The organism is Streptococcus mobilis, from assembly GCF_059727625.1.
Genome location: NZ_AP041823.1, coordinates 751,221 through 772,352, shown reverse-complemented (window position 1 = coordinate 772,352; position 21,132 = coordinate 751,221). Strand labels below are relative to the sequence as shown.

Here is a 21,132-nt window from a genome sequence, read left to right as displayed (position 1 = left end):
ATGTTACTCCTTTACTTCTACATAATAAGGGGCTTTTTTGCGCCGCTGATAAATAATAATAACGAGTCCAACTAGAATTAGAATCATTGATAACCATTGAGAAACACGCAGACCCGCAAACATCAGGCTATCCGTCCGCATTCCTTCGATGATCATTCGCCCAAATCCATACCAGATGAGATAAAAGGCTGCGATCTCACCTTGCCTCAAAAAATGAGGTTTTCTACGAATAAGCAAGATCAAGAGAAATCCTAACAGATTCCAACTGGATTCATATAAGAAAGTTGGCTGACGATAACTGCCATCTATATACATTTGGTCTCGAATAAAAGAGGGCAGGTAGTTGAGACTCTTAACAGTAGCCCCATAAGCTTCCTGGTTGAAGAAGTTCCCCCAGCGACCAATGCTCTGGGCAATCATGACGCTTGGGGCCGCAATATCTAAAAAGTCGATCGGTTCAATCAAACGTCTACGAGAGAAAAGATAAAGAACTAAAGCACCCGTTAAGAGACCACCATAAATCGCGATTCCTCCGTTCCAAATAGCAAAAATCTCACCAAGGTGCTGGCTATAATAGCCCCATTCGAAAGTAACGTAATAGAGTCTGGCACCCACAATCGCAAGAGGAAAAGCAATCAGAATGAAATCAATGATGGCATCTGGATCAATTTTCTTACGGGGCGCTTCTTTCATGGAAAGATAAACAGCTAGAATCAAACCAGAGACAATACAAATTGCGTACCAACGAATACTGATCGGACCTAATTGAAGGGCTACTGGATTCATTCCTTCACCTCATTTTGACTAATCAACTGGGACAAACGTTCTTCAAAGGTTTTAGTGGCATCATAGCCCATTTGTTTGGCACGAACATTCATGGCTGCTGCTTCAATCACGACCGAAATATTTCGACCTGTCTTCACTGGAATGCGAATACGAGGAATGGTGACTCCACCGATTTCCAACTCTTCTGCGTTGTTACCAAGACGATCATAAGTTTGGTCCTTAGTGTAATTTTCCAGGTAAACGTCGATTTGAACTTGTGAAGAATCCTTCACAGCACTCGCACCGTATAGACTCATGACATCGATAATCCCGACACCACGGATTTCTAGTAGGTGACGTAGGATTTCAGCAGGCTCTCCCCAAAGGGTCATCTCATCTCTGGCATAGATATCGACTCGGTCATCCGCTACGAGACGGTGACCCCGCTTGACAAGTTCCAAAGCTGTCTCGCTCTTACCGATCCCGCTATCTCCTTGGATCAAGACCCCCATCCCATAAATATCCATCAAAACACCATGAACACTGGTACGTTCTGCCAAGCGGCTATCCAAATAACTGGATAACTCACCAGACAAACGGCTCGTCGCAACATTGCTCTTTAAAATAGCCAGCTGCTTCTCTTCCGCAGCCCGTAACATTTCTTCTGGAATGTCCAAATTCCGCGCGACAATGATGACAGGTGTCTCTGGCTGGAACATCTTGCGCAAAACTTGATGTCGGTTGTGAGAGCTCATCTTCACCAGGTAGGACCATTCTTTCATTCCTACAAGCTGAATCCGCTCAGGTGTGTAATAGTCAAAATAGCCCGTCATTTCAAGACCTGGACGTGAGATGTCCGCAGTCGTAATTTCCTTGCTTAAGAGGTTATCATCCCCATAAACAACTGACAGACGAAGCTTTTCCTGTATATCGCGAACAGTAACTGCCATATCATTCTCCCTTTTAAAATTCTCTCTCTATTATAGCAGATTTTCTCTTCAGACGAGAGACTGAAGTGTCATTTGAATGATCCATTTTCAACTCCTTTTTAATGCGACTAAAAAGAGGCCAAGACAAATGTCTCTAACCTCTAGGAAATGATGGTAACATCTGAAGAATGCTCCAGCCTTCAGCCTTGCAAGAAATCTTTAATCATGGATTTGATTCCAGTCGAGACAGCATAGACCACCGCATTTGAAGGAAATGCGATCAAGCCCAGTATAAAGGCGGTAGGTCCTCCCCCCAACAAGGACAAAACCAGGCACAACATCGGCAGAAATAAAATCGAAAACCGATAAATTTGTGGCTTTCTAGCCATTTCTGTTGACAGAAACAAGAGGTAGAAGAGACTATTCCAAATGCCCAGTGGATAAAGGGCCATTCCGATAAAAACTGTTCCAACTCCTTCACCAAAAACACGATTTAAAATGAAAAACTGTCCTATAAAACTGAAGAAGAGATATAGAATAAAAGCAAGGTAATAGAACTTCTGCTTCACCCGGATCTCCTTTTAGAAAAACGGACTATCATTCTGATCATGGATGGGTTCAGCCTCTTTTCTCCGACGAGGTCGAGGGCCATCGTCAAATATTTCCTGCTCCTCTTCCTTATAAGGTAAGGTCGTATCTAACAGTAAGTAGATAATCACACCGATAAAGGCATGAGAGACCGTAAAAAGAATAAACAAGAAGCGAAGTAGCGTTACACTCAGACCAAATTTATCGGCCAGCCCAGCTAGCACACCTGAAACCAGGCGGTGGCGTTTTGATTTGTAAAATGATGATGTCATTTGATTTTCCTCTTTCTAGTTAGACCTATTTTAGCAGAGTCTAACTAGAAAGAGATCCGCCTAAAGACCGATTCTCATTCCTGTCTCATTTCAAGGAATTGCAGACGACCGTGACAGCGACCGCAAGCATATTTCTTCAGATCGATTTTTCGCTTTCGCCTATACTCTTGACCACAGTGAGGACATTGATAGAAATAGATCCGCTTGACTCGTCCAGTCTTTTCTGGTAGAGGTGGTGTAAATCGAAGTCCATCCACTTGCTGAAGGAGCTGTTTAAAGGCTGGATCTTTGTGGCGATAGCCTTTTCCTTGATCGTAAAGATGGTAATGGCAGAGCTCATGGCGGACGATTTTCCGAAAGGTCTCTAATCCGAACGTCTGATAAATCTTGGGGTTGAAATCAAGATGCCGATCCTTAGGAAAGAAACGGCCTCCAGTGGTTTGCAGACGCGCATTCCACTCTGCTCGATGGCGGAATTCTCTCCCAAAATCTTCTTTGGATACTTGGCGCACATACTCAGTCAGATTCATTCGGAGCTACCAAACTGAGATTGACTTTTTCGCGTTCCACATCAATCTTCTTCACCCAGACCGTCACTAAATCTCCTACAGAGACGACTTGGCTTGGATGCTTGATAAACTGCTTGCTCATATGGGAGATATGAATTAAGCCATCCTCGTGAATGCCAATATCGACAAAGGCTCCGAAGTCAACCACATTGCGCACAACCCCTTCTAATTTTTGGCCAATATGCAGGTCTTTAATATCCAAGACATCCTGGCGGAGCACAGGTGCATCAAAGGAATCCCGCAAATCGCGACCTGGTTTTAGGAGATCGGCAATGATATCTTTCAAGGTTTCTGGTCCCAGATCCAGCTGAGTAGACATCTCCTTTATGTTCACAGCTTTTAATTTTTCCTGAGCTGATGCATCGAGTTCGGTAATTTCAAGAAGTTGAAAAAGTTTTTCAACTTCCTTATAACTTTCAGGGTGAACCCCGGTATTGTCCAAGATGTTTTTACTTTCAGGGATGCGTAAGAATCCAGCAGCCTGCTCGAAAGCCTTGGCTCCGAGGCGAGGAACTTTTTTAATCTGTGCTCGTGAAAGAATCATTCCTTCTTCTTCCCGGTATTTCACGATATTTTCAGAGATGGTTTTATTGAGTCCTGCTACATGCGCTAAGAGAGAAGGACTAGCCGTATTGATATTGACCCCAACTTGGTTGACCACGGTATCTACCACGAAATCTAAACTTTCCGTCAGTTTTTTCTGATTGACATCGTGCTGGTATTGACCGACACCGATGGATTTGGCATCGATTTTCACCAATTCTGCTAGCGGATCTTGTAAGCGACGGGCAATGGAGATGGCCGAGCGTTTTTCAACGGTTAGCTCTGGGAACTCATGACGGGCCAACTCACTAGCTGAATAGACAGATGCTCCGCTTTCATTGACAATAACATAGCGAACTCCTGGATGGTCATGAAGCACCTCTGCGACAAAGGCCTCACTTTCACGGCTGGCGGTTCCATTTCCAATCGCAATAATTTCTACGCCAAACTCCTTGATCAAGGAGGACAGATCCTTTTTAGCCTGCTCGATCTGAGCTGGTTTTGCAGGAGCAACTGGATAGATGACCTGGGTGGCAAGCATCTTTCCTGTCTCATCGACAACGGCTAGTTTAGCACCAGTCCGAAAGGCTGGGTCAAATCCAAGGACCACGCGCCCTTTTAATGGAGGAATGAGCAATAGATTCCGTAAATTCTCAGAGAACAATTGAATGGCTCCGTCTTCTGCCACCTCCGTCAACTCTGTCCGAATCCGACGTTCAATCGCAGGAACGATTTTTTTCTTAACCGCTTGTTGAATAACCTCATCGACATAGGCATTTTTAGTTTTAAAACGAGCCTCAAAAATACGAATGATTCGATCCAAATGGTGCTCGAATCCTACTTTAAGAACGCCCAATTTTTCCCCACGATTGAGAGCTAGAGTCCGGTAGCCTTGCATATTCTTGATCTTTTCAGAAAAATCATAGTAGATTTCAAAGGTTCTCTTAGGATCTAAACTTTCATCCTTCAAGGTTGACGTCATGAGGGAATGCCCATGAATTTCTTGATAGGTGAGGGCCCGTAATTGGGTATCCTCTGAAATAGCTTCTACCAGAATATCCACTGCACCAGCTAATGCTGCGGTTTCTGTTGGGAAGGCCTCGCAGGTAAATTTCCGAGCCTCTGCTTCCAAGTCTGGACTATTTTGCAAAATGAGACGTGCCAGGGGGAAAAGTCCTGCTTCTCGAGCAATCGTCGCCTTGGTCCGTCGTTTTTCCTTATAAGGGAGATAAAGTTCTTCGACATCCGCTAATTTTTCAGCAGCTTCAATAGCCTGCTTGAGCGCCTCTGTCAGTTTGCCTTGTTCCTCAATCTTAGCAAGGACGGTTTCCTTTCGTTCAGCTAGAGCCGTTAACGATTTGTCCCGGTCAATAATGGCCTTGATCGCTACTTCATCTAAATTTCCCGTCATATCTTTTCGATAGCGGGCAATAAAAGGAATGGTTGAGCCTTCTGCGGTCAGACTCAATACAGTATCGATTTGTTTTAAGCTAACACCCAATTCCTGGGCTATTTTTTCATATTTATCCATAGCTTCTATTATAGCATATTTTGCTACCATCAAGGGGTGAGATCGCCTGTTCTGGTCTCTGTTTCAGGGATTTTTCATAGAATAATTTTGACCCTCATGTTCTTTCCTTTTATGCTCCATTTCCCCCTTGCTCTTTCCTTTTTGTTATAATGAAAGAAAATAAAAAGGAGGCCCAACAATGGCTATTAAATTCTCAAAAACAGATGATCTTGATAAAATGTTTGAAAACTTTGCAAGTTTTCCAGATGTAGAAAAAACAGTCGAATTCCCCGAAGAAAAAAAGAAGTCAGAAACTGCTACAACTAAAGAAGCAAAGAAGGTTAAGTAATGACATTCTTTCAACACCTTCCCTCTAGCGTCTTGCAGGCTGGGGCTATTTTTCTCTCGATTATTATCGAGGCCCTACCTTTTGTCCTAATCGGAAGTATCATTTCAGGGATTATTGAGGTCTATATCACCCCCGAGAGGGTCTACCGCTTTCTTCCTAAGAATAAATTTGGGCGGATCTTCTTTGGGACCTTTATCGGCTTTATCTTTCCTTCCTGTGAATGTGGAATTGTTCCCATTATCAATCGCTTTCTAGAAAAGAAAGTCCCAAGTTATACTGCTGTTCCCTTTCTGGTGACAGCACCGGTCATCAATCCTATCGTTCTCTTTGCAACCTACTCAGCCTTTGGGAATTCTGTCAAGATGGCCCTCTACCGCGCCCTTGGTTCCCTACTGGTCGCAACGGTACTTGGAATCTTTCTTGGTTTTATTCAGACAGATTCGATCCAAAAAGAACATCGTAAGGCTGTACATGAACATGATTTTAGGGACTTGAGCAAGGGTCAAAAGCTCTTCCAAGTCTTGGTACAAGCCATTGATGAATTCTTTGATACGGGACGTTACCTGGTATTTGGTTGCCTCTTTGCCAGCCTCGTCCAAGTCTATGTCCCAACACGGATCCTCACTTCGATCAGCGCGACACCGGTTATTGCTATTCTCCTTCTCATGGTCTTGTCCTTTCTCCTCTCACTTTGTAGCGAGGCGGACGCCTTTGTTGGATCCTCTCTTCTAACAAGTTTTGGAGTAGCGCCTGTTCTTGCCTTTTTGGTGATTGGGCCTATGCTTGATGTCAAAAATCTCCTCATGATGAAAAATTATCTCAAGACCCGTTTTATCTGGCAATTTATCGGAATTGTGAGTGGAGTCGTGCTCCTTTATGCTTGGTTTGTGGGGGTAGTGCTATGATTCGTTTCTTGATATTAGCTGGCTATTTTGAGCTCACCATGTACCTGCAATTATCTGGTAAGCTCAATCAATACATCAACTTACACTATTCTTACTTGGCTTATATTTCCATGTTCTTGTCCTTTGTTTTAGCTCTTGTGCAGCTGATCATCTGGGTCAAGCAGATGAAGATCCACAGTCATCTCTCTGGCTTCTGGGCAAAAGTGGCGAGTATCTTCTTGCTCTGTATTCCTTTGTTTGTCGGGCTATTTTTCCCTACAGTGACACTGGATTCCCAAACAGTCTCTGCCAAAGGCTACCACTTTCCGGTTGCGGCCGGTTCTTCCAAGGAAATCCAGCAGGACGAAGGGACAACAACCCAGTATCTCAAACCAGATACTAGTAGCTATTTTACCAAATCTGCCTATGAGTCAGAAATGAAGCAGGCTGCAAAGAAATATGTTGATAAAAAAGTAATCCAGGTGACCACTGAGAATTACATGGAAGTCATGGAAGTACTTTATGATTATCCTGACCAATTTGCAGGAAAGACAATCGAGTTGACCGGCTTTGTATACAATGACCCCAATAACAAGAACAGCCAATTTCTCTTTCGCTTTGGGATCATCCACTGTATCGCAGACTCGGGTGTCTACGGTCTTTTAACAACCGGTGCTCCGCAGCATTTCGAAAACAACACCTGGATCCATGCGAAAGGAACCTTGTCCATTGAATACCACAAGCAACTCAAGCAAAGCTTGCCTGTCCTCCACATTAGCGATTGCCAGACCATTACGAAACCGGCCAATCCATATGTCTACCGCGTATTCTGATGGAGTCACCAAGTTTCTTCGGTGGTCGATCCAAACATTTTATAACAGCTCAAGCTAGAATCCACATTGGTTCTAGCTTTTTCTATGCTTTCCTCTCAAATCCTCTAATCCAAGCGGAAAATATTCGGAACAACGATTCCATCAAAGAAATCTTGTAGATTTTATGGTAAAATATGGTTAATAAAATAGGAAATAGGTACTTAAATGTCTTCAAAAGTTATTGTAACCATTTTCGGGGCCAGTGGAGATTTAGCCAAGCGCAAACTCTACCCATCCCTTTTTAGACTCTATAAATCAGGAAATCTATCTGAAAACTTTGCGGTTATCGGAACAGCCCGCAGACCATGGAGCAAGGAATACTTTGAATCAGTTGTGGTAGAATCTATCACAGATCTGGCAGATAGCCCTCAACAAGCTCAAGAATTCGCTAGTCATTTCTACTACCAAAGCCATGATGTCAATGATACCGAACATTACATCGCCCTGCGCGAATTGCAAAACAGCTTGGATGAAAAATACCAAACGGAACACAACAAGGTTTTCTTCTTGTCCATGGCTCCTCAATTTTTTGGAACCATTGCCAAACACCTCAAATCAGAAGGCATTGTGGATGGGCAAGGCTTTGAGCGCTTGATCGTTGAAAAACCTTTCGGTACAGACCTAGAAACGGCAAGTCAGCTCAACAAGGAATTGGAAGAAACCTTTGATGAAGAACAAATCTTCCGGATCGACCATTACCTTGGAAAAGAAATGATCCAAAATATCTTTGCCATTCGTTTTGGAAATCTTATTTTTGATAATCTTTGGAACCGAGATTTTATTGACAATATCCAAATTACTTTTGCTGAACGCTTGGGGGTTGAAGAACGCGGTGGCTACTATGATCACTCGGGGGCCCTTCGAGATATGGTGCAAAACCATACCCTTCAGCTTTTGTCTTTGCTTGCTATGGATAAACCAGCCACCTTTACTAAGGATGCGATTCGGGCAGAAAAAGTTAAAGTTTTTGAGCAATTGCACAATCCAACAGATGACGAATTAAAGAAATTCTTTATCCGTGGTCAATACCATTCAGGTACGATCGAAGGGAAAAAAGATATCTCTTATCGCAGTGAACCCAATGTCGACCCTGAATCTACTACGGAAACCTATGCTTCTGGTGCATTCTTTGTTGATAGCGATCGCTTCCGCGGAGTACCTTTCTTCTTCCGTACCGGAAAACGCTTGACGCAAAAAGGAACCATGGTCAATGTGGTCTTCAAGCAAACCGACTCCATCTTTGGACATAGCTTGCAACCAAATGTCCTGACCATTTATATCCAACCAAATGAAGGTTTCTCATTGAGCATCAACGGAAAAGAGGTCGGAGAAAAATTCAGTATCGCACCGATTTCCTTTGATTACGAAACAGATGCGACCGCAACTGGGGCTTCACCAGAGCCTTATGAAAAATTAATTTTCGATGTTTTGAACAATGACTCAACCAATTACAGCCACTGGCACGAAGTCCGTGCTTCATGGCAATTGATTGACCGGATTGAAAAACTATGGGCCGAAAATGGAGCACCACTCTATGAATACAAGTCTGGATCCATGGGACCAACTGCATCCGATGATCTCCTTGCAGAATACGGAGCCGAATGGGTTTGGAAACCTGAACCTAAGAATTAAGGAAAGCCACCTTCGGGTGGTTTTTTTGATAGCGCAAGGAAACAAAAAGACAAATTGTCCTTCCAACAATTTGTCTTTTTCTATTCGACTCTTAAATCAAGCCTTCCAAGAGGCCTCTCATGAAGTTTTCTGAATGGAATGGTCCGATATCATCAATCTTTTCTCCGAATCCAATCAACTTCACTGGAATGTCCAACTCTTCACGAATCGCAAGGACGACCCCACCTCGAGCCGTTCCATCGATCTTGGTCAATACAATTCCTGTCACAGGCGTAATTTTTGAAAATTCTTTGGCTTGCACCAAGGCATTTTGACCAGTCGATGCATCAAGGGCCAGCAAGGTTTCATGCGGTGCATCAGGTACCACACGCTTGATAATGCGACCGATTTTTTCCAGCTCCGCCATGAGGTTGTCCTTGTTTTGCAGACGACCCGCCGTATCAATCATCAGAACATCAATGTTTTCAGCGATTGCACGTTCCATTCCATCAAAGACGACGCTAGCAGGATCTGATTTTTCAGGACCTGTTACAACTGGAACATCTACGCGGCGTCCCCATTCTGCCAGTTGAGCTACTGCTCCTGCACGGAAAGTATCTGCTGCAACCAACATGACTTTCTTGCCTTCTTGTTTGTAGCGGTGGGCTAACTTCCCGATAGAGGTTGTTTTACCAACTCCATTGACCCCAACAAAGAGCATGACCGTAAGACCATCTTGAAAACGAATGGCTTCATTAAATTGGCCATCCTTTTCATACAAGTCCACCAATTTTTCGATGATCACGCGCTTGAGAGCATCTGGTTTTTTGGCATTTTCCAAACGGGCTTCATAGCGCAACTCTTCGGTTAAATTAGAGGCCACTTGAACCCCAACGTCACTCATGATCAAGAGTTCTTCCAATTCCTCAAAGAATTCTTCATCGACTGAACGGAAATTGGCAAAGAAGGCATTGAGGCGTGCTCCAAATCCAGTCCGTGTCTTTTTCAAGCTACGATCGTATTTTTCCTGAATGGTTTCTTGCTCTGGCTCAACCTCGTCTGGAATTGGCTCTTCTGCCTCTTCAACAGTTCTTTCCTCAACGGCTGAAGCAGCTTCTCCTTGAGGAAGTCTGGACTCGGCTTCTGCCACTTCTGAAGTTTCCTCCACTTGAGCAATCGCTTCTGATACTTCAGGTTCTGAAACCTCATCCTGAGCTTCTACTAGTTCTGGAGACTCCTCTTCTGTCGTGCTCCCTTCTACTAGCTCAGCGTCAGATGATGGAGAGGCAATTGGTGACTCTTCTTCCATTTCTGAACCGTTAGCCCCATCTGCTTCCTCACCATCTTCAGTTTCTTCCGCTTCAATTTTCACTTCTTCAAGAGGCTCAGTTTCCGTTTCATCAGCTACAGGTGAAACTTCTTCAGGAGTTGTTTCTGTTTGAGCGGGTTCAAAGACAACCGGAGACTCCTCTCCCGCTGCTTGGTCTTCATGAGTCTCTGAAGTCACATTTTCTTCAACAAGAGGTTCCTCTGCCAGCTCTTCTTGAGCAACGGTTGAAACAGGTTGATGAGTGGCTGCAATTCGCGCTTTGAGCTCTTGGTAGTAAGCCTCCATATCAGAGATTTTTTGCTCTTCCTTGTCATTTAAGGTAGCCGTCGGCTCCTCTTTGACAGTTTCTTCAACCTCCGTACTTTCCGTCACTTCTTCAGAAGACGGAAGCACTTTTTCAGTATCTTCTTTTTTTCCAAATAAACGATCAAATAATCCCATTTATTCACTCTCCTTTAGCACATAATTTTCAATTGCCCATGCGACGGCATCCTGGTCATTAGTCACAGGAGCCACAAGCGCTGCAACTTCCTTCACTGCTGGAATCGCATTGCCCATGGCAACCCCCAGTCCAGCCCACTGGATCATAGACAGGTCATTGGCTTCATCTCCACAGGCCATGACTTGATCTGCCTTAAGGCCCAAAATAGCTGCCAGCGCCTCTAAGCCCGTTGCCTTGTGAACATTTTTAGGGCACCATTCCAGCAACATTTCCCGAGATTTAAAAATTTCATAGTCTTGAAATAAGTCCGGCTTGATCTGCTTGATCGCTGCATCTAAAAAGTCTTGATCGACGGCTGTCACACACTTGTTGTAGGAAATCGTGGATGGCAGGTCTTTAAAATCTGTCTCAATAAAGTTCAGGTAGGGATTGTAAAGGGAATAGAGAGACTTTCGATCTGCATGAATCTCATAAACCGTTCCCTCACTGATAGCATCCAGCGGAAGGCCTAGACGGGCTGTTTCATTATGAATGGTTGCGACATCTTCTGGCGCCAAGACAACTTTTGAGAGGATTTCTCCATTATTTCGCTGCACTAGACCACCGTTGAAGGTAATCGTATACTCTTCTTTGAGGCCTGCTGTTCCCAATTCTTCCAAAAGAAAATCCATGGCTTTCAAGGGGCGACCAGTGGTTAGAACCACCTTGACACCTTGGGCCTGTGCAGCAGCGAGGGCTGCTCTATTGCGAGGGGAGATCTTTTTTTCTGAATTGAGAAGGGTCCCATCTAAATCCAGCGCAATCAAGGAAATCTGACTCATACAATTTCCTCCATGTAGCGGAGGACAGAACCAGTCGCATGGTGGCCGATGACTGTTTCAGCAATCGATAAGATTTCAGGACGTGCATTTTCTGGCGCTACAGGATGGCCCACGACTTGCATCATATGGAGGTCATTTAGGTTATCTCCAAAAGCCATCACCTGATCCATCGAGATCCCTAGTTTATCCGCTAAGGCAGTAATCGCCACTCCCTTATCAACATAATCGAGGACAATATCAATCGATTCAAAACCTGTCGTCATCGCTTTGACACCGGGGATATTCTCAGTGACCCATTGTTCACCTTCGAGTACAAGAGCTGCATCAAAGTTGGTGGTCAATTTGAAAATTTCATCCTGAATATCTGCTAGGCTTTTCACTTTTTGAATATTTTCATTGTAGTGCTGACTCAAGGCCAGATAGTCGGGATCTACTGTTTCCAAGACATAGCTCCCCTTTTTCCCTGTCAAAAGCAATTTATTCGGGTCTGCATAAGGGGAGGATTTCAAAGCCTCAAAAACCCCCAAATAAAAGTCCTTGGACATGGTCGCTTCGTAGAGATCTTCTCCATGAAATTCTACCACACTACCATTTTCAGCAATGAAAATCATCTGGTCTTCAAATCCTTTAAAGAGGGATTTGAGTGAAAGGAGGGCACGGCCACTTGCAGCAGCAAAATAAATTCCTTTCTTTTTGCAGCTTGCTAGCACCTTGCGTAAAAGGTCTTGATCGTACTGATGTTGGTCATTTAAAAAGGTTCCATCCATATCCGTAGCGATCAATTTAATATCTTTATTCTTCATTTTCTAAGTCTTTCAATTTTACTGAGACGATTTTAGAAACCCCAGATTCCTGCATAGTCACACCATAGATGGAATCTGCAGCTGACATGGTTCCCTTCCGGTGCGTCACGACAATAAATTGGCTTTCCTTATCAAAGCGGTTGAGATAATCACCAAAGCGCTTGACATTGGCCTCATCCAAGGCGGCCTCTACCTCATCCAGAATGACAAATGGAATGGTCTTGACACGAATGATCGAGAACAAGAGGGCCAAGGCAGACAAGGCTTTTTCTCCACCACTCATGAGGTTTAAGGATTGGATCTTTTTACCAGGTGGCTGCACAGAAATCTCAACACCAGCTGTCAGAAGATCTGGCTCTGTCAGAATCAAATCAGCAGAACCCCCACCAAACATTTGACGGAAAGTGACTTTAAAGGATTCACGAATGGCTTCAAAAGTTGATTTAAAACGTTCCTTGACTTCGTCATTCATGTCGTTAATGGTAGACAGAAGCATATTTTTCGCAGCCAAGACATCCTCGCGCTGGCTGGAAAGGAAATCAAAGCGCCCCTTCACCTCATCGTACTGCTCGATCGCATCCACATTGACTGGACCAAGTGCCTTAATATCTTTTTCGATGCTCTTGAGCTGGTTTTCAGCTGCAGCAAGATTTTCAACAGGTTTGGCCTGCTCTTTGGCTTGGTCAAAGCTTTGCATGAATTCATCGGTAATTTGCGTTAAGAGCTTGTTCAAACGATCCGCATGCTTTTCACGTGTCGCTTCAGCCTTGGCTTGTTGACGAATCCACTCTTCGTTTTTCTTGCGCGCTTGTTCCATCTGTTCAGCAACATCTTCGGCCTGGCCTTCCAAATCATCCAGCTCAAAGCGTTTCCGAATGACTCCTTGTTCCAAGTCCGTTTTCTTGGCTTGTGCCTGTGCCAATTGATTGGCTAGTTGCTCCACATCCACCGTCTGAACTTGGGCCTCGCCTTGTTCAATCAGCAATTGTAACTGATGCTCTTCTACTTCCAACTGGGAGATCGTTTCTTCCAAGCGACGAGCATCTGTTTGCTCATAGCTTTGTTGGCTCTTACATTCCGTCTGTTGAAGTCGCAATTCTGCCAATTGCTCTTGCAGGTTTTGCACTTTTTGTTGCAGAACATCTTTGTCCGACTTCATGGTTTCAATGTCGCGATTCAAATTTTCTTTTTGAAGCTCAATTTTTGCCAATTGCTCAGTAAGGGATTCCAGCTCTTCTTGGAGAGACTGGGTCGCATCTGTTGCCAATTCTGACTTCAAAGCTTCTAAGAGTTCCTGAATTTCTTTCAGTTGCTCTTGGCTTTGTTGGTAGGCCAATTGGGCCCGCTGTTGCTCCAGACGCGCTTGCTCACCCTGGCTTTGAATAGAAGCCAAGTATTCTTGCGCCTGCTTGAGCAGATTGTCCTTGGCCTCAACCTCCTGCTCTGCTTCTCTTAAACGAGCATCCAGAGCTTGCATTTCCTGCTTCAAACTATCCAATTCTGGTTTGACAAAGACCGTATTTTGGGAGCGATTGGCACCACCGGCATACGATCCTCCGGTCCGCAATTCGGTCCCATCCAAGGTCACCATACGAACTTGATAGTTGACTTTACGAGCCGCCTCACGCGCATGCTCCGTCGTGTCAAAGATGGCCGTTACGCCAAGCAGGTTTTGGAAAATCTGTTCAAACCGATGCTCATAGGTCACTAAGTCACTCGCAATTCCTAGAAATCCTGCACTGGCTTGAATCAATTCCAGATTCCGAGGGGATAGTTGACGGGCTTTGATGGTCGTTAGCGGAAGGAAAGTTGCCCGTCCCAAGCGATTGCGTTTCAAGAAATCGATCGCTCGCGTTGCAGCCTTTTCATCCTCGACAATGATCTGTTGGCTGCTAGCTCCCAGAGCAATTTCAAGCGCTGTCTGGTAGTCTTTTGAGAAACTCAAATTCTCACTAACAGCCCCACAGATGCCTCCTAACCGTTCTGCTTCTTGCAAAACGCTCTTGACGCCTGCATAGAAGTTACTATGATTCTTCTGAATAGCTTCCAAGCTATTAATCCGCGCCCGCTTATTCTTGCTCTCATCCATCAAGTCAAACATGGCCGCTTGAGCCTCTTGGTAGGCAGCTTTGGCCTGCTCCACTTTTACCAATTGCTCTTGGTATTCTGCTAATAGGCCTTTGACCGTCGCTTGTGCCTGATCCAACTCTTCCAATTGTCGGACTTCTTTTTCCTTGGCAGCTTCAAAGTTTGTTTGTGCTTTGGTCAAATCCTCTTGACGATGGCTTGATTCTTGCAGGAGTGCTTGGATCCGGCTCTCAATCGCTGTCCGCTCATTCGATTTTTCAGCCTCTGTCTGCAAGAGCGCGACATACTGCTCGCGTAGATGCTCAATGACTTGTTCCGGATCTTCTTCGTAGTTGGCTAATTCTTTTTCCAACTCTTCTTGTTGCTGACGGTTCTCTGTCAGTCTTTGTTGGAGCACAGCTAGCGTCTCTTGTTTTTGCGCCAGCTCTTGTTTCGCTTCTTCCAGACGGGCCAAAACAGCATCCAGCCGCTCAAGATTTTCCCTGCGACTATGGGCTGCTTGACTCGATTGCAACTTAGCTACTTCGATTTGCTTTTCCAAATCGCTGATCAAACGAGTAACCTCAAGCAAGCTGGCCTGGTCCTCAGCTAAACTCTCATCCAAATGATGGCGGGCTTTCTTGATACGTACATTATCTTCTTCTAAGACCTGACGACGTTGGTAATAAGAAGCCAACTGTTCTTGAATGGCCTTTTCTTCTTGATCAGCCTTTTCATAAAGGTCCTTTGTCAAATCGACTTGAGCAACTAAAACATCCAGCAAGAGAACCTGCCGTTCTTGGTCTAATTCCAAGAAACGGCGAGCGACAGTCGCTTGCTTTTCAAGAGGTTGGATTTGTCCTTCTAATTCATAGAGGATATCCTCCAGACGGTCCAAATTCTCCTGGGTTTGGTTGAGTTTGGTCTCGGTTTCCTTGCGCCGCGTCTTAAATTTCAAGACACCTGCAGCTTCTTCAAAGATAGCCCGGCGTTCTTCCGGTTTGGAGTTAAAGATCTCCTCTACCCGTCCTTGGGAAATAATAGAGAAGGAATCACGTCCCAATCCCGTATCCATGAACAAATCATGAACATCTCTGAGACGTACTTTCTTGCCATCGATCTTGTACTCGCTGTCTCCCGAGCGATAAATATGCCGTTCAACACGAATTTCTTTCCCTGCCTGCTGGATAAAACCATCTTGATTATCTAAGACAACTGTGACACAGGCATAATTCAGCGGTTTACGCGATTCTGTCCCTGCAAAGATGACATCGGGCATCTTGCCCCCACGTAGACTCTTGACACTGGATTCCCCCAGGGCCCAGCGCAAGCTCTCCGTGATATTTGATTTTCCAGATCCATTAGGCCCTACAACGGCAGTGACCCCTTTGTCAAATACGACTTTTGTCTTATCCGCAAAGGATTTAAAGCCTTGGATTTCAATCTCTTTTAGATACATGGCCCATCATTCCTCGTTTCAACTGCATTGCGGGCTGCTTCCTGCTCCGCTAATTTCTTGGAACGACCATGACCATGTCCCATCGTTTGACCGTTCACGAACACTTCCACTTCAAACTCCTTTGCATGAGCGGGACCAGACTCATTCACCACTTGGTACTGGATCTCCACATCCCCGTGAACCTGTAACAGTTCTTGCAGGCGGGTCTTGTAGTCAATGACTTGAGAAAATTGACCCGTTTCAACCTTTGGAATCATGACCTGATAGATGAAGCGTTTGACTGCTTCCACTCCTTGATCCAGTAAAAGAGCACCTAAAAAGGCTTCAAATAAGTCACCAAGAATCGTATCACGGTCCCGACCACCAGATTTTTTTTCGCCCTTGCCTAGTTTGATGAAATGATCAAATTGGCAATCCCGAGAAAAGCCAGCCAGACTTTCTTCACGGACAATCATAGAACGGAATTTGGACAAATCTCCCTCCGGTCTGTTTGGGTGTTCCTTATACAAATATTCGGAAATAACTAATTGAAGAACAGCGTCTCCTAAAAATTCCAAACGTTCGTTATGTGAAATTTTTAAGAGGCGGTGCTCATTGGCATAAGACGTGTGTGTAAAAGCTGTATCTAATAAACTGCTATCTGAAAAAACGATCTGAAACCGTTCCGATAACAGGGCTTGTAATTTCTCCATAGGAAGCCTACTTTCTAATAAATTCATACCTTTAAGTATACCAAAATTTTAATATGATTACCATTAGATATCTATTAGATACTATTGGTTGTTTTTGCTATATTTTAGGTGTGTTTGGATATCGATCAAATAAGTTAAATACCACGTTTTGTAAAATTACTCCATGAATTTTAACTTTCTTCAACTGGCGCATTTCTATATATTACCAACTTAACACCCATTTCTTATAGTAGGTTTTATTTCTTGCACTTACCTATTTTTTTACCCCTTTCTGGTATAATGATCTCAGAAAGGAGGACTTGATATGCCTTTTACTGAACTTGAAGTCCAAACTTGGACATTGTATACAACTGTAGTTATTGCTCTAGTAGGGTTCTTTTTTAATATTGTATTCCTTCATCGCACAAAACGAGCCGAGGAAGATATGGCTAGGCCATATGTAAATATTTTTGTCGATGTATTTGAAATAAAGGACCGACAAAGAGTTTATGTTATTAAAAATTTTGGTAAGACGCCTGCCTATATTACCGACATAACCGTCAATGGAGATCTAGGTATCTATAATCAGCATAATTTTAAATCTCTTATTGGAAATATGATTGCTCCTGGTCAAAAATTCACTTCTAATATTGAAGATGATTTTAAAGGATCATCGAAAATCACGATTTCATACAGAGATAACAATAGGAAAGTATACCAAGATACTTTTACACTGGATACAAATATAGGTTTGACTATGTCATACACTCTAAATGAATCTAACAAAACAGATGAGATTCCAAGCACTATAAGACAATCTACAATGGCGCTGTTACGTGCGTTTCGCTAATTTTAGTTCCATTGTCATAACGAACTACAGTTCAAACATCTCTACTTGTTTTAATATTGATACGTACTTTTTCATCGTCAAGCGTGTTGGCGATGATTTTATTTTTTGCATCAATAGCGTCATTAATATTATTTGCATAAATTTCGTATACAACATCAACATTTGCAGTAGCCATGTAATTTTCACCTCCTATCTAAATTCGTCCAAGCTGACCTCCAGTGCATCAGCTAATTTGCACATATTCGTCCAAGACATCTCTTTCAATTTTCCAGTCTTTAAGTTGGAAAAATTCGATTGAGAAATACCTAACTTTTTAGCTAGTCGATACACCGACCAGTCCCTTGATTTTAATTGTTGTTCAATCTTTCCCTACATTTTAAACACTATATGTTGTGTATGTGTAACATATTTAATCCTTTCTATCACTATATATTGACAAATAATGTTTGTTATCGTATAATATATCTTGATTGAGACCTCTCACCGTTTTAGTCAAGAGTTCAATAGAAAGGAGAAACACTATGTCAAAATTACGACCTAGACCTCAAAAGAATTATCCTAACTATAACTGGGATGATTTAGATCGCACCATTCAAACAATTCTAAGCGATCCATTATATAAGGTTTGTCACATAGATCCATCGCTTTATGCAATTCCTAAAGATGAAATTATTTCCGAGTGCATAAGTGCAGGTTATACAGTTGAAGAATGTGAAGATGGAATTCTGAATATTTCGTGACTTGCCAAATTGGCTGCTTTTACTTCAAAAGCGCTAATTCTTGTTAGTAAGTCTATCGACACCTCGATAGGCTTTTTTCTTTTTCCGCTATACGGATATCGTTTAGGTTTCATTCTTTCACCTTCTTATTATTTAATTCCCTATCGTTATTTGGTATAATAAACTAAAAACGATTGGGGTTAGTATTTATGTCTGATAAAGTTTGTTTCATTATAAGCGCAATTGGGGAATCTGGTACTCCCACAAGAGAACGGGCTGACAAAGTATATAAATACCTTATTGCTCCAGTTTGCGAAGATTTAGGTTATAAACCGATTCGCGTTGACCATGTCAATGCAGTAGACAATATCAATGAAACGATTATAAACTACCTAAAAACTGCTCATATGGTTGTTGCGGATATGACAGAACACAATCCAAATGCATTTTACGAACTAGGTTTTAGACAAGCGCTAGAGCTTCCACTTGTACCGATCATAGAATCTGGTGGAAAACTTCCTTTTGATGTCATCACGACCCGTACTACTTTTTATGATACAGATGTGTCAAGAATCGAAGAATCAAAAGTTGACCTCAAATCTAAAATGCAAAGTTTTGAAAACTTTAAAATGCCTATTAGCCGTCTTGACAAAGCTACAACTCTCGAATCTATTGATAAAAAGTTAAATCAAAAGTTAGATAAAATTTTATCATTGCTAGAACGTTCAGATTACAATCTGATCACATCTAATACTTTACGTTTTCGAGATTCTGATTATAAAGAAAATGGTCTTATTTTATCGAGCATTAAGGGTCTTGATCTTTTGCATCAAGAACACCACGAAGATAAAAATAGCTAGATCTTGTTGACGTTGTAATTCAATGATTTCTTCAAACCTTTTATTAATTAGTGTAACAGTCCTCAACACTTCATTGATGGCTGTTTTTTCTACTTCATTTGCCATTTTTTCTACACCTCTTTTTCAATTTTTGATTCAAGCGCTCGCAGTTCAATTTCGTGAGCAACGTTGGCCATTAATTTCATGCATTTGGCTTTTTCCTTCACTGTAAGTTTCAGATACCAAAAAAGAAGCACGAACGCACTTCTTTTCCTAGTTCTAGGTCCTGAATTCTCTATTTTTACTCAGGATGTTCTTCTGTTGGTTTTTCAGGCTTATTGGGGATCACTTTTAAGAGATAAAAGGTGATAAAAATCGTCAAAGTTCCTAAAGCGAGCTTCACCCAAATAATCGGGGCCAGATAGATGGAAATGCCCATCAGAATGTAGATCTGAAGAAGGATCCATTTCTTCCGTTCTTTGGCAATCGATTTGGTCTCTCGGTAATCCGCTACATAGGTTTGATAAAGCTTGGTTTGGTAGAGCCAAGTTTCAAAGCGTTTGGAACTTTTAGCAAAGCAGGCCATCGATAGCAGTAAAAAGGGAGTCGTCGGTAAAATCGGCAAAGGAATCCCAATAATTCCTAATCCCAAAGACACAAAACCAATCGTAAGATAAACAAGGCGCATTTACTTCTCCTTTGTATGTTTCTTTTTTCGTAATCACTCTACAGCATTCACATCTGACATTCGAAGTATCATCTTAGAAGGGTCTGACATTCCATCGACAATCTTCATTTGCTCCTCGTTCAATGGTAATAATATCATAGTTGCTGTATGAGAAGGTAATTCCCCACTATCCTTGATAAAATAGCTAACCTTTTGATTGTCAAGAATAGATTTTCCATCATAAGACCAAGAAATCGAAAAATTCAAATCTTTCTTGATATCCACATCTGTCTTATTGACCAACATGAGTGCCGCTCTTCCTTCAGAAATAGCTCCCGTGAAGTAGAGCGCCATATTACCTTCACTTCCGAGTTCAGGATGTTCCTTGACCAATTTTTTTCCTAACTCAATTAGCTCAGATGTTTTACCTTCATACTGAGGTGCTACCACAAATTTCAATTCTTTTTCTTCTTTAGAAGACTCTGATACTTTTGTTTCCTTCGCCGTTTGAGTGGAGGTTGACTCTTTCGTATCTTGCTTAGACTGACTACAAGCTGTTAAAGCAACTAAACTTGCCAGTAATAACATCATCTTTTTCATTTCTATTGTTCCTCTTCTTTGATCGTACAAAACATGACTCTCATTCAGAATTCACTCTTTCTTATCATACACAAATTTAGGGCAAAGAGCAAATTCATTACTAGATGAAAGGATTTTCAACAGCTATCAAAAAACCACCCGCGGGTGGTTTTCTATCTTATATCTTCGTCAAAGGGGTCGCGGTGTCTGGTGAGGTATCCAGCACCTCAAAATCATGACCGACTGCTAGATCTGCTCTGGCCAGTTGGTTCTCCATGGTCATATGGGCTAATTCTTTGATATTGTTCTCTTTTGACAAATGCCCCAGATAAATCTTCTTGGTACGATTTCCCAAGGTCCGGATCATGGCATCTGCCCCATCTTCATTAGAAAGGTGACCCAGATCAGACAAGATCCGTTGCTTCAAACGCCAAGCATACGAACCTGCTCGAAGAATTTCTACATCATGGTTGGACTCAATTAGATAGCCATCCGCATCCGCGACGATTCCTGCTAAGCGATCACTCACATAGCCCGTATCCGTCAGCATGACAAAGCTCTTCCCATCCTTCATCAAGCGATAGAATTGAGGGGCTGCAGCATCGTGACTGACCCCAAAACTTTCGATATCGATATCGCCAAATGTTTTGGTCTTCCCCATTTCAAAGATATGCTTTTGAGCATCATCGACCTTTCCTAGATACTTGGTACCTTCCATAGCCTTCCAAGTGGCTTCATTAGCATATAGATCCATCCCATATTTCCGCGCTAAAACACCCACACCATGGATATGGTCTGAGTGTTCGTGCGTAATCAGAATGGCATCTAAATCTTCTGGTTTGCGATCAATTTCAGCCAATAGTCCCGTAATCTTTTTCCCTGAGAGCCCTGCATCAATGAGCAGTTTTTTCTTTGGTGTCTCAAGGTAAAAAGAATTTCCACTAGAACCTGAAGCTAAAATACTGTACTTAAATCCCTCTTCTGTCATTGACT

Annotated in this window: 23 protein-coding genes; 7 read left to right on the top strand and 16 right to left on the bottom strand. The window is 42.8% G+C overall.

Features of this window, described 5'->3' with window-relative positions:
* Nucleotides 1-3 precede the first annotated feature (3 nt).
* The 6 genes from lgt to AC6IZR_RS03640 all read right to left on the bottom strand — a co-directional run bounded on the left by lgt (nt 4) and on the right by AC6IZR_RS03640 (nt 5,227).
* Complete coding sequence (gene lgt / locus AC6IZR_RS03665; protein ID WP_497848805.1) at nt 4-786, bottom strand: prolipoprotein diacylglyceryl transferase; 783 nt, start codon at nt 784-786, stop codon at nt 4-6.
* Nucleotides 783-1,715: an HPr(Ser) kinase/phosphatase gene (hprK, locus tag AC6IZR_RS03660; protein WP_347112486.1), complete on the bottom strand. Its 933-nt coding sequence runs from the start codon at nt 1,713-1,715 to the stop codon at nt 783-785. Before hprK ends, lgt begins: the two co-directional genes overlap by 4 nt.
* A gap of 179 nt (nt 1,716-1,894) precedes the next feature.
* Complete coding sequence (locus tag AC6IZR_RS03655) at nt 1,895-2,263, bottom strand: hypothetical protein (protein WP_497848804.1); 369 nt, start codon at nt 2,261-2,263, stop codon at nt 1,895-1,897.
* A gap of 12 nt (nt 2,264-2,275) precedes the next feature.
* Nucleotides 2,276-2,554 (bottom strand): PspC domain-containing protein, encoded by a 279-nt coding sequence (locus AC6IZR_RS03650; protein ID WP_257739024.1) that lies wholly within the window; start codon nt 2,552-2,554, stop codon nt 2,276-2,278.
* 74 nt (nt 2,555-2,628) lie between these two features.
* The gene (locus AC6IZR_RS03645; protein WP_497848803.1) at nt 2,629-3,084 is read right to left on the bottom strand and encodes a SprT family protein; all 456 of its coding nucleotides are present in this window, start codon (nt 3,082-3,084) and stop codon (nt 2,629-2,631) included.
* Nucleotides 3,071-5,227, bottom strand: a complete 2,157-nt coding sequence (locus AC6IZR_RS03640; protein WP_497848937.1) for a Tex family protein — start codon at nt 5,225-5,227, stop codon at nt 3,071-3,073. The genes AC6IZR_RS03645 and AC6IZR_RS03640 overlap by 14 nt, the downstream gene beginning before the upstream one ends.
* 148 nt (nt 5,228-5,375) lie before the next feature.
* Between AC6IZR_RS03640 and AC6IZR_RS03635 the strand changes: the two genes are divergently transcribed.
* The 4 genes from AC6IZR_RS03635 (at nt 5,376) to zwf (ending at nt 8,913) form a co-directional block, all read left to right on the top strand.
* The gene (locus AC6IZR_RS03635; RefSeq protein WP_301355455.1) at nt 5,376-5,525 is read left to right on the top strand and encodes an SPJ_0845 family protein; all 150 of its coding nucleotides are present in this window, start codon (nt 5,376-5,378) and stop codon (nt 5,523-5,525) included.
* On the top strand, nt 5,525-6,430 hold the full coding sequence (locus AC6IZR_RS03630) for a permease (protein WP_014713646.1): 906 nt from the start codon (nt 5,525-5,527) through the stop codon (nt 6,428-6,430). Before AC6IZR_RS03635 ends, AC6IZR_RS03630 begins: the two co-directional genes overlap by 1 nt.
* Complete coding sequence (locus AC6IZR_RS03625) at nt 6,427-7,242, top strand: TIGR03943 family putative permease subunit (RefSeq protein WP_497848802.1); 816 nt, start codon at nt 6,427-6,429, stop codon at nt 7,240-7,242. Before AC6IZR_RS03630 ends, AC6IZR_RS03625 begins: the two co-directional genes overlap by 4 nt.
* 204 nt (nt 7,243-7,446) lie before the next feature.
* Nucleotides 7,447-8,913 carry a glucose-6-phosphate dehydrogenase gene (gene zwf, locus AC6IZR_RS03620; RefSeq protein WP_257739021.1) on the top strand — a complete coding sequence of 489 codons (1,467 nt, stop codon included), beginning with the start codon at nt 7,447-7,449 and terminating at the stop codon, nt 8,911-8,913.
* 91 nt (nt 8,914-9,004) lie between these two features.
* On the opposite strand, the gene ftsY is transcribed toward zwf, so the two are convergent.
* The 5 genes from ftsY to rnc are packed head-to-tail and all read right to left on the bottom strand — an operon-like array spanning nt 9,005 to nt 16,506.
* Entirely contained in the window at nt 9,005-10,663 is a 1,659-nt protein-coding gene (gene ftsY / locus AC6IZR_RS03615; protein ID WP_497848801.1) for a signal recognition particle-docking protein FtsY, read from the bottom strand.
* Nucleotides 10,664-11,485, bottom strand: coding sequence for a Cof-type HAD-IIB family hydrolase (locus tag AC6IZR_RS03610; protein ID WP_497848800.1), 822 nt, complete (start codon nt 11,483-11,485; stop codon nt 10,664-10,666).
* Nucleotides 11,482-12,288: a Cof-type HAD-IIB family hydrolase gene (locus AC6IZR_RS03605; protein ID WP_497848799.1), complete on the bottom strand. Its 807-nt coding sequence runs from the start codon at nt 12,286-12,288 to the stop codon at nt 11,482-11,484. Before AC6IZR_RS03605 ends, AC6IZR_RS03610 begins: the two co-directional genes overlap by 4 nt.
* A complete protein-coding gene (gene smc, locus AC6IZR_RS03600) occupies nt 12,278-15,814 on the bottom strand; it encodes a chromosome segregation protein SMC (protein WP_497848798.1) in 3,537 nt (1,178 codons plus the stop codon). Before smc ends, AC6IZR_RS03605 begins: the two co-directional genes overlap by 11 nt.
* Nucleotides 15,805-16,506, bottom strand: a complete 702-nt coding sequence (gene rnc, locus AC6IZR_RS03595) for a ribonuclease III (protein ID WP_497848797.1) — start codon at nt 16,504-16,506, stop codon at nt 15,805-15,807. Before rnc ends, smc begins: the two co-directional genes overlap by 10 nt.
* 304 nt (nt 16,507-16,810) lie before the next feature.
* Here rnc and AC6IZR_RS03590 point away from each other — a divergent pair, with 304 nt between their 5' ends.
* Nucleotides 16,811-17,335 (top strand): DUF8453 domain-containing protein, encoded by a 525-nt coding sequence (locus AC6IZR_RS03590; protein WP_497848796.1) that lies wholly within the window; start codon nt 16,811-16,813, stop codon nt 17,333-17,335.
* A 31-nt stretch (nt 17,336-17,366) separates the two neighbouring features.
* Here the strand turns inward: AC6IZR_RS03590 and AC6IZR_RS03585 are convergent, their stop codons facing one another.
* Together AC6IZR_RS03585 and AC6IZR_RS03580 are read right to left on the bottom strand one after the other, a co-directional pair.
* On the bottom strand, nt 17,367-17,510 hold the full coding sequence (locus AC6IZR_RS03585) for a hypothetical protein (protein WP_497848795.1): 144 nt from the start codon (nt 17,508-17,510) through the stop codon (nt 17,367-17,369).
* A 14-nt stretch (nt 17,511-17,524) separates the two neighbouring features.
* On the bottom strand, nt 17,525-17,698 hold the full coding sequence (locus AC6IZR_RS03580; RefSeq protein ID WP_497848936.1) for a helix-turn-helix domain-containing protein: 174 nt from the start codon (nt 17,696-17,698) through the stop codon (nt 17,525-17,527).
* Nucleotides 17,699-17,856: 158 nt separating this feature from the next.
* On the opposite strand from AC6IZR_RS03580, the gene AC6IZR_RS03575 reads away from it, so the two are divergent.
* Both AC6IZR_RS03575 and AC6IZR_RS03570 read left to right on the top strand, forming a co-directional pair.
* Complete coding sequence (locus tag AC6IZR_RS03575) at nt 17,857-18,075, top strand: hypothetical protein (RefSeq protein ID WP_049497371.1); 219 nt, start codon at nt 17,857-17,859, stop codon at nt 18,073-18,075.
* Nucleotides 18,076-18,263: 188 nt separating this feature from the next.
* Nucleotides 18,264-18,914 (top strand): hypothetical protein, encoded by a 651-nt coding sequence (locus AC6IZR_RS03570; protein ID WP_070466323.1) that lies wholly within the window; start codon nt 18,264-18,266, stop codon nt 18,912-18,914.
* A 280-nt stretch (nt 18,915-19,194) separates the two neighbouring features.
* On the opposite strand, the gene AC6IZR_RS03565 is transcribed toward AC6IZR_RS03570, so the two are convergent.
* The 3 genes from AC6IZR_RS03565 to walJ form a co-directional block, all read right to left on the bottom strand.
* Complete coding sequence (locus AC6IZR_RS03565; protein WP_070466325.1) at nt 19,195-19,581, bottom strand: YbaN family protein; 387 nt, start codon at nt 19,579-19,581, stop codon at nt 19,195-19,197.
* A 33-nt stretch (nt 19,582-19,614) separates the two neighbouring features.
* Nucleotides 19,615-20,160, bottom strand: a complete 546-nt coding sequence (locus AC6IZR_RS03560) for a hypothetical protein (protein ID WP_497848794.1) — start codon at nt 20,158-20,160, stop codon at nt 19,615-19,617.
* Between the two features lie 157 nt (nt 20,161-20,317).
* Nucleotides 20,318-21,127 carry an exodeoxyribonuclease WalJ gene (walJ, locus tag AC6IZR_RS03555; RefSeq protein WP_049475139.1) on the bottom strand — a complete coding sequence of 270 codons (810 nt, stop codon included), beginning with the start codon at nt 21,125-21,127 and terminating at the stop codon, nt 20,318-20,320.
* Nucleotides 21,128-21,132 lie beyond the last annotated feature (5 nt).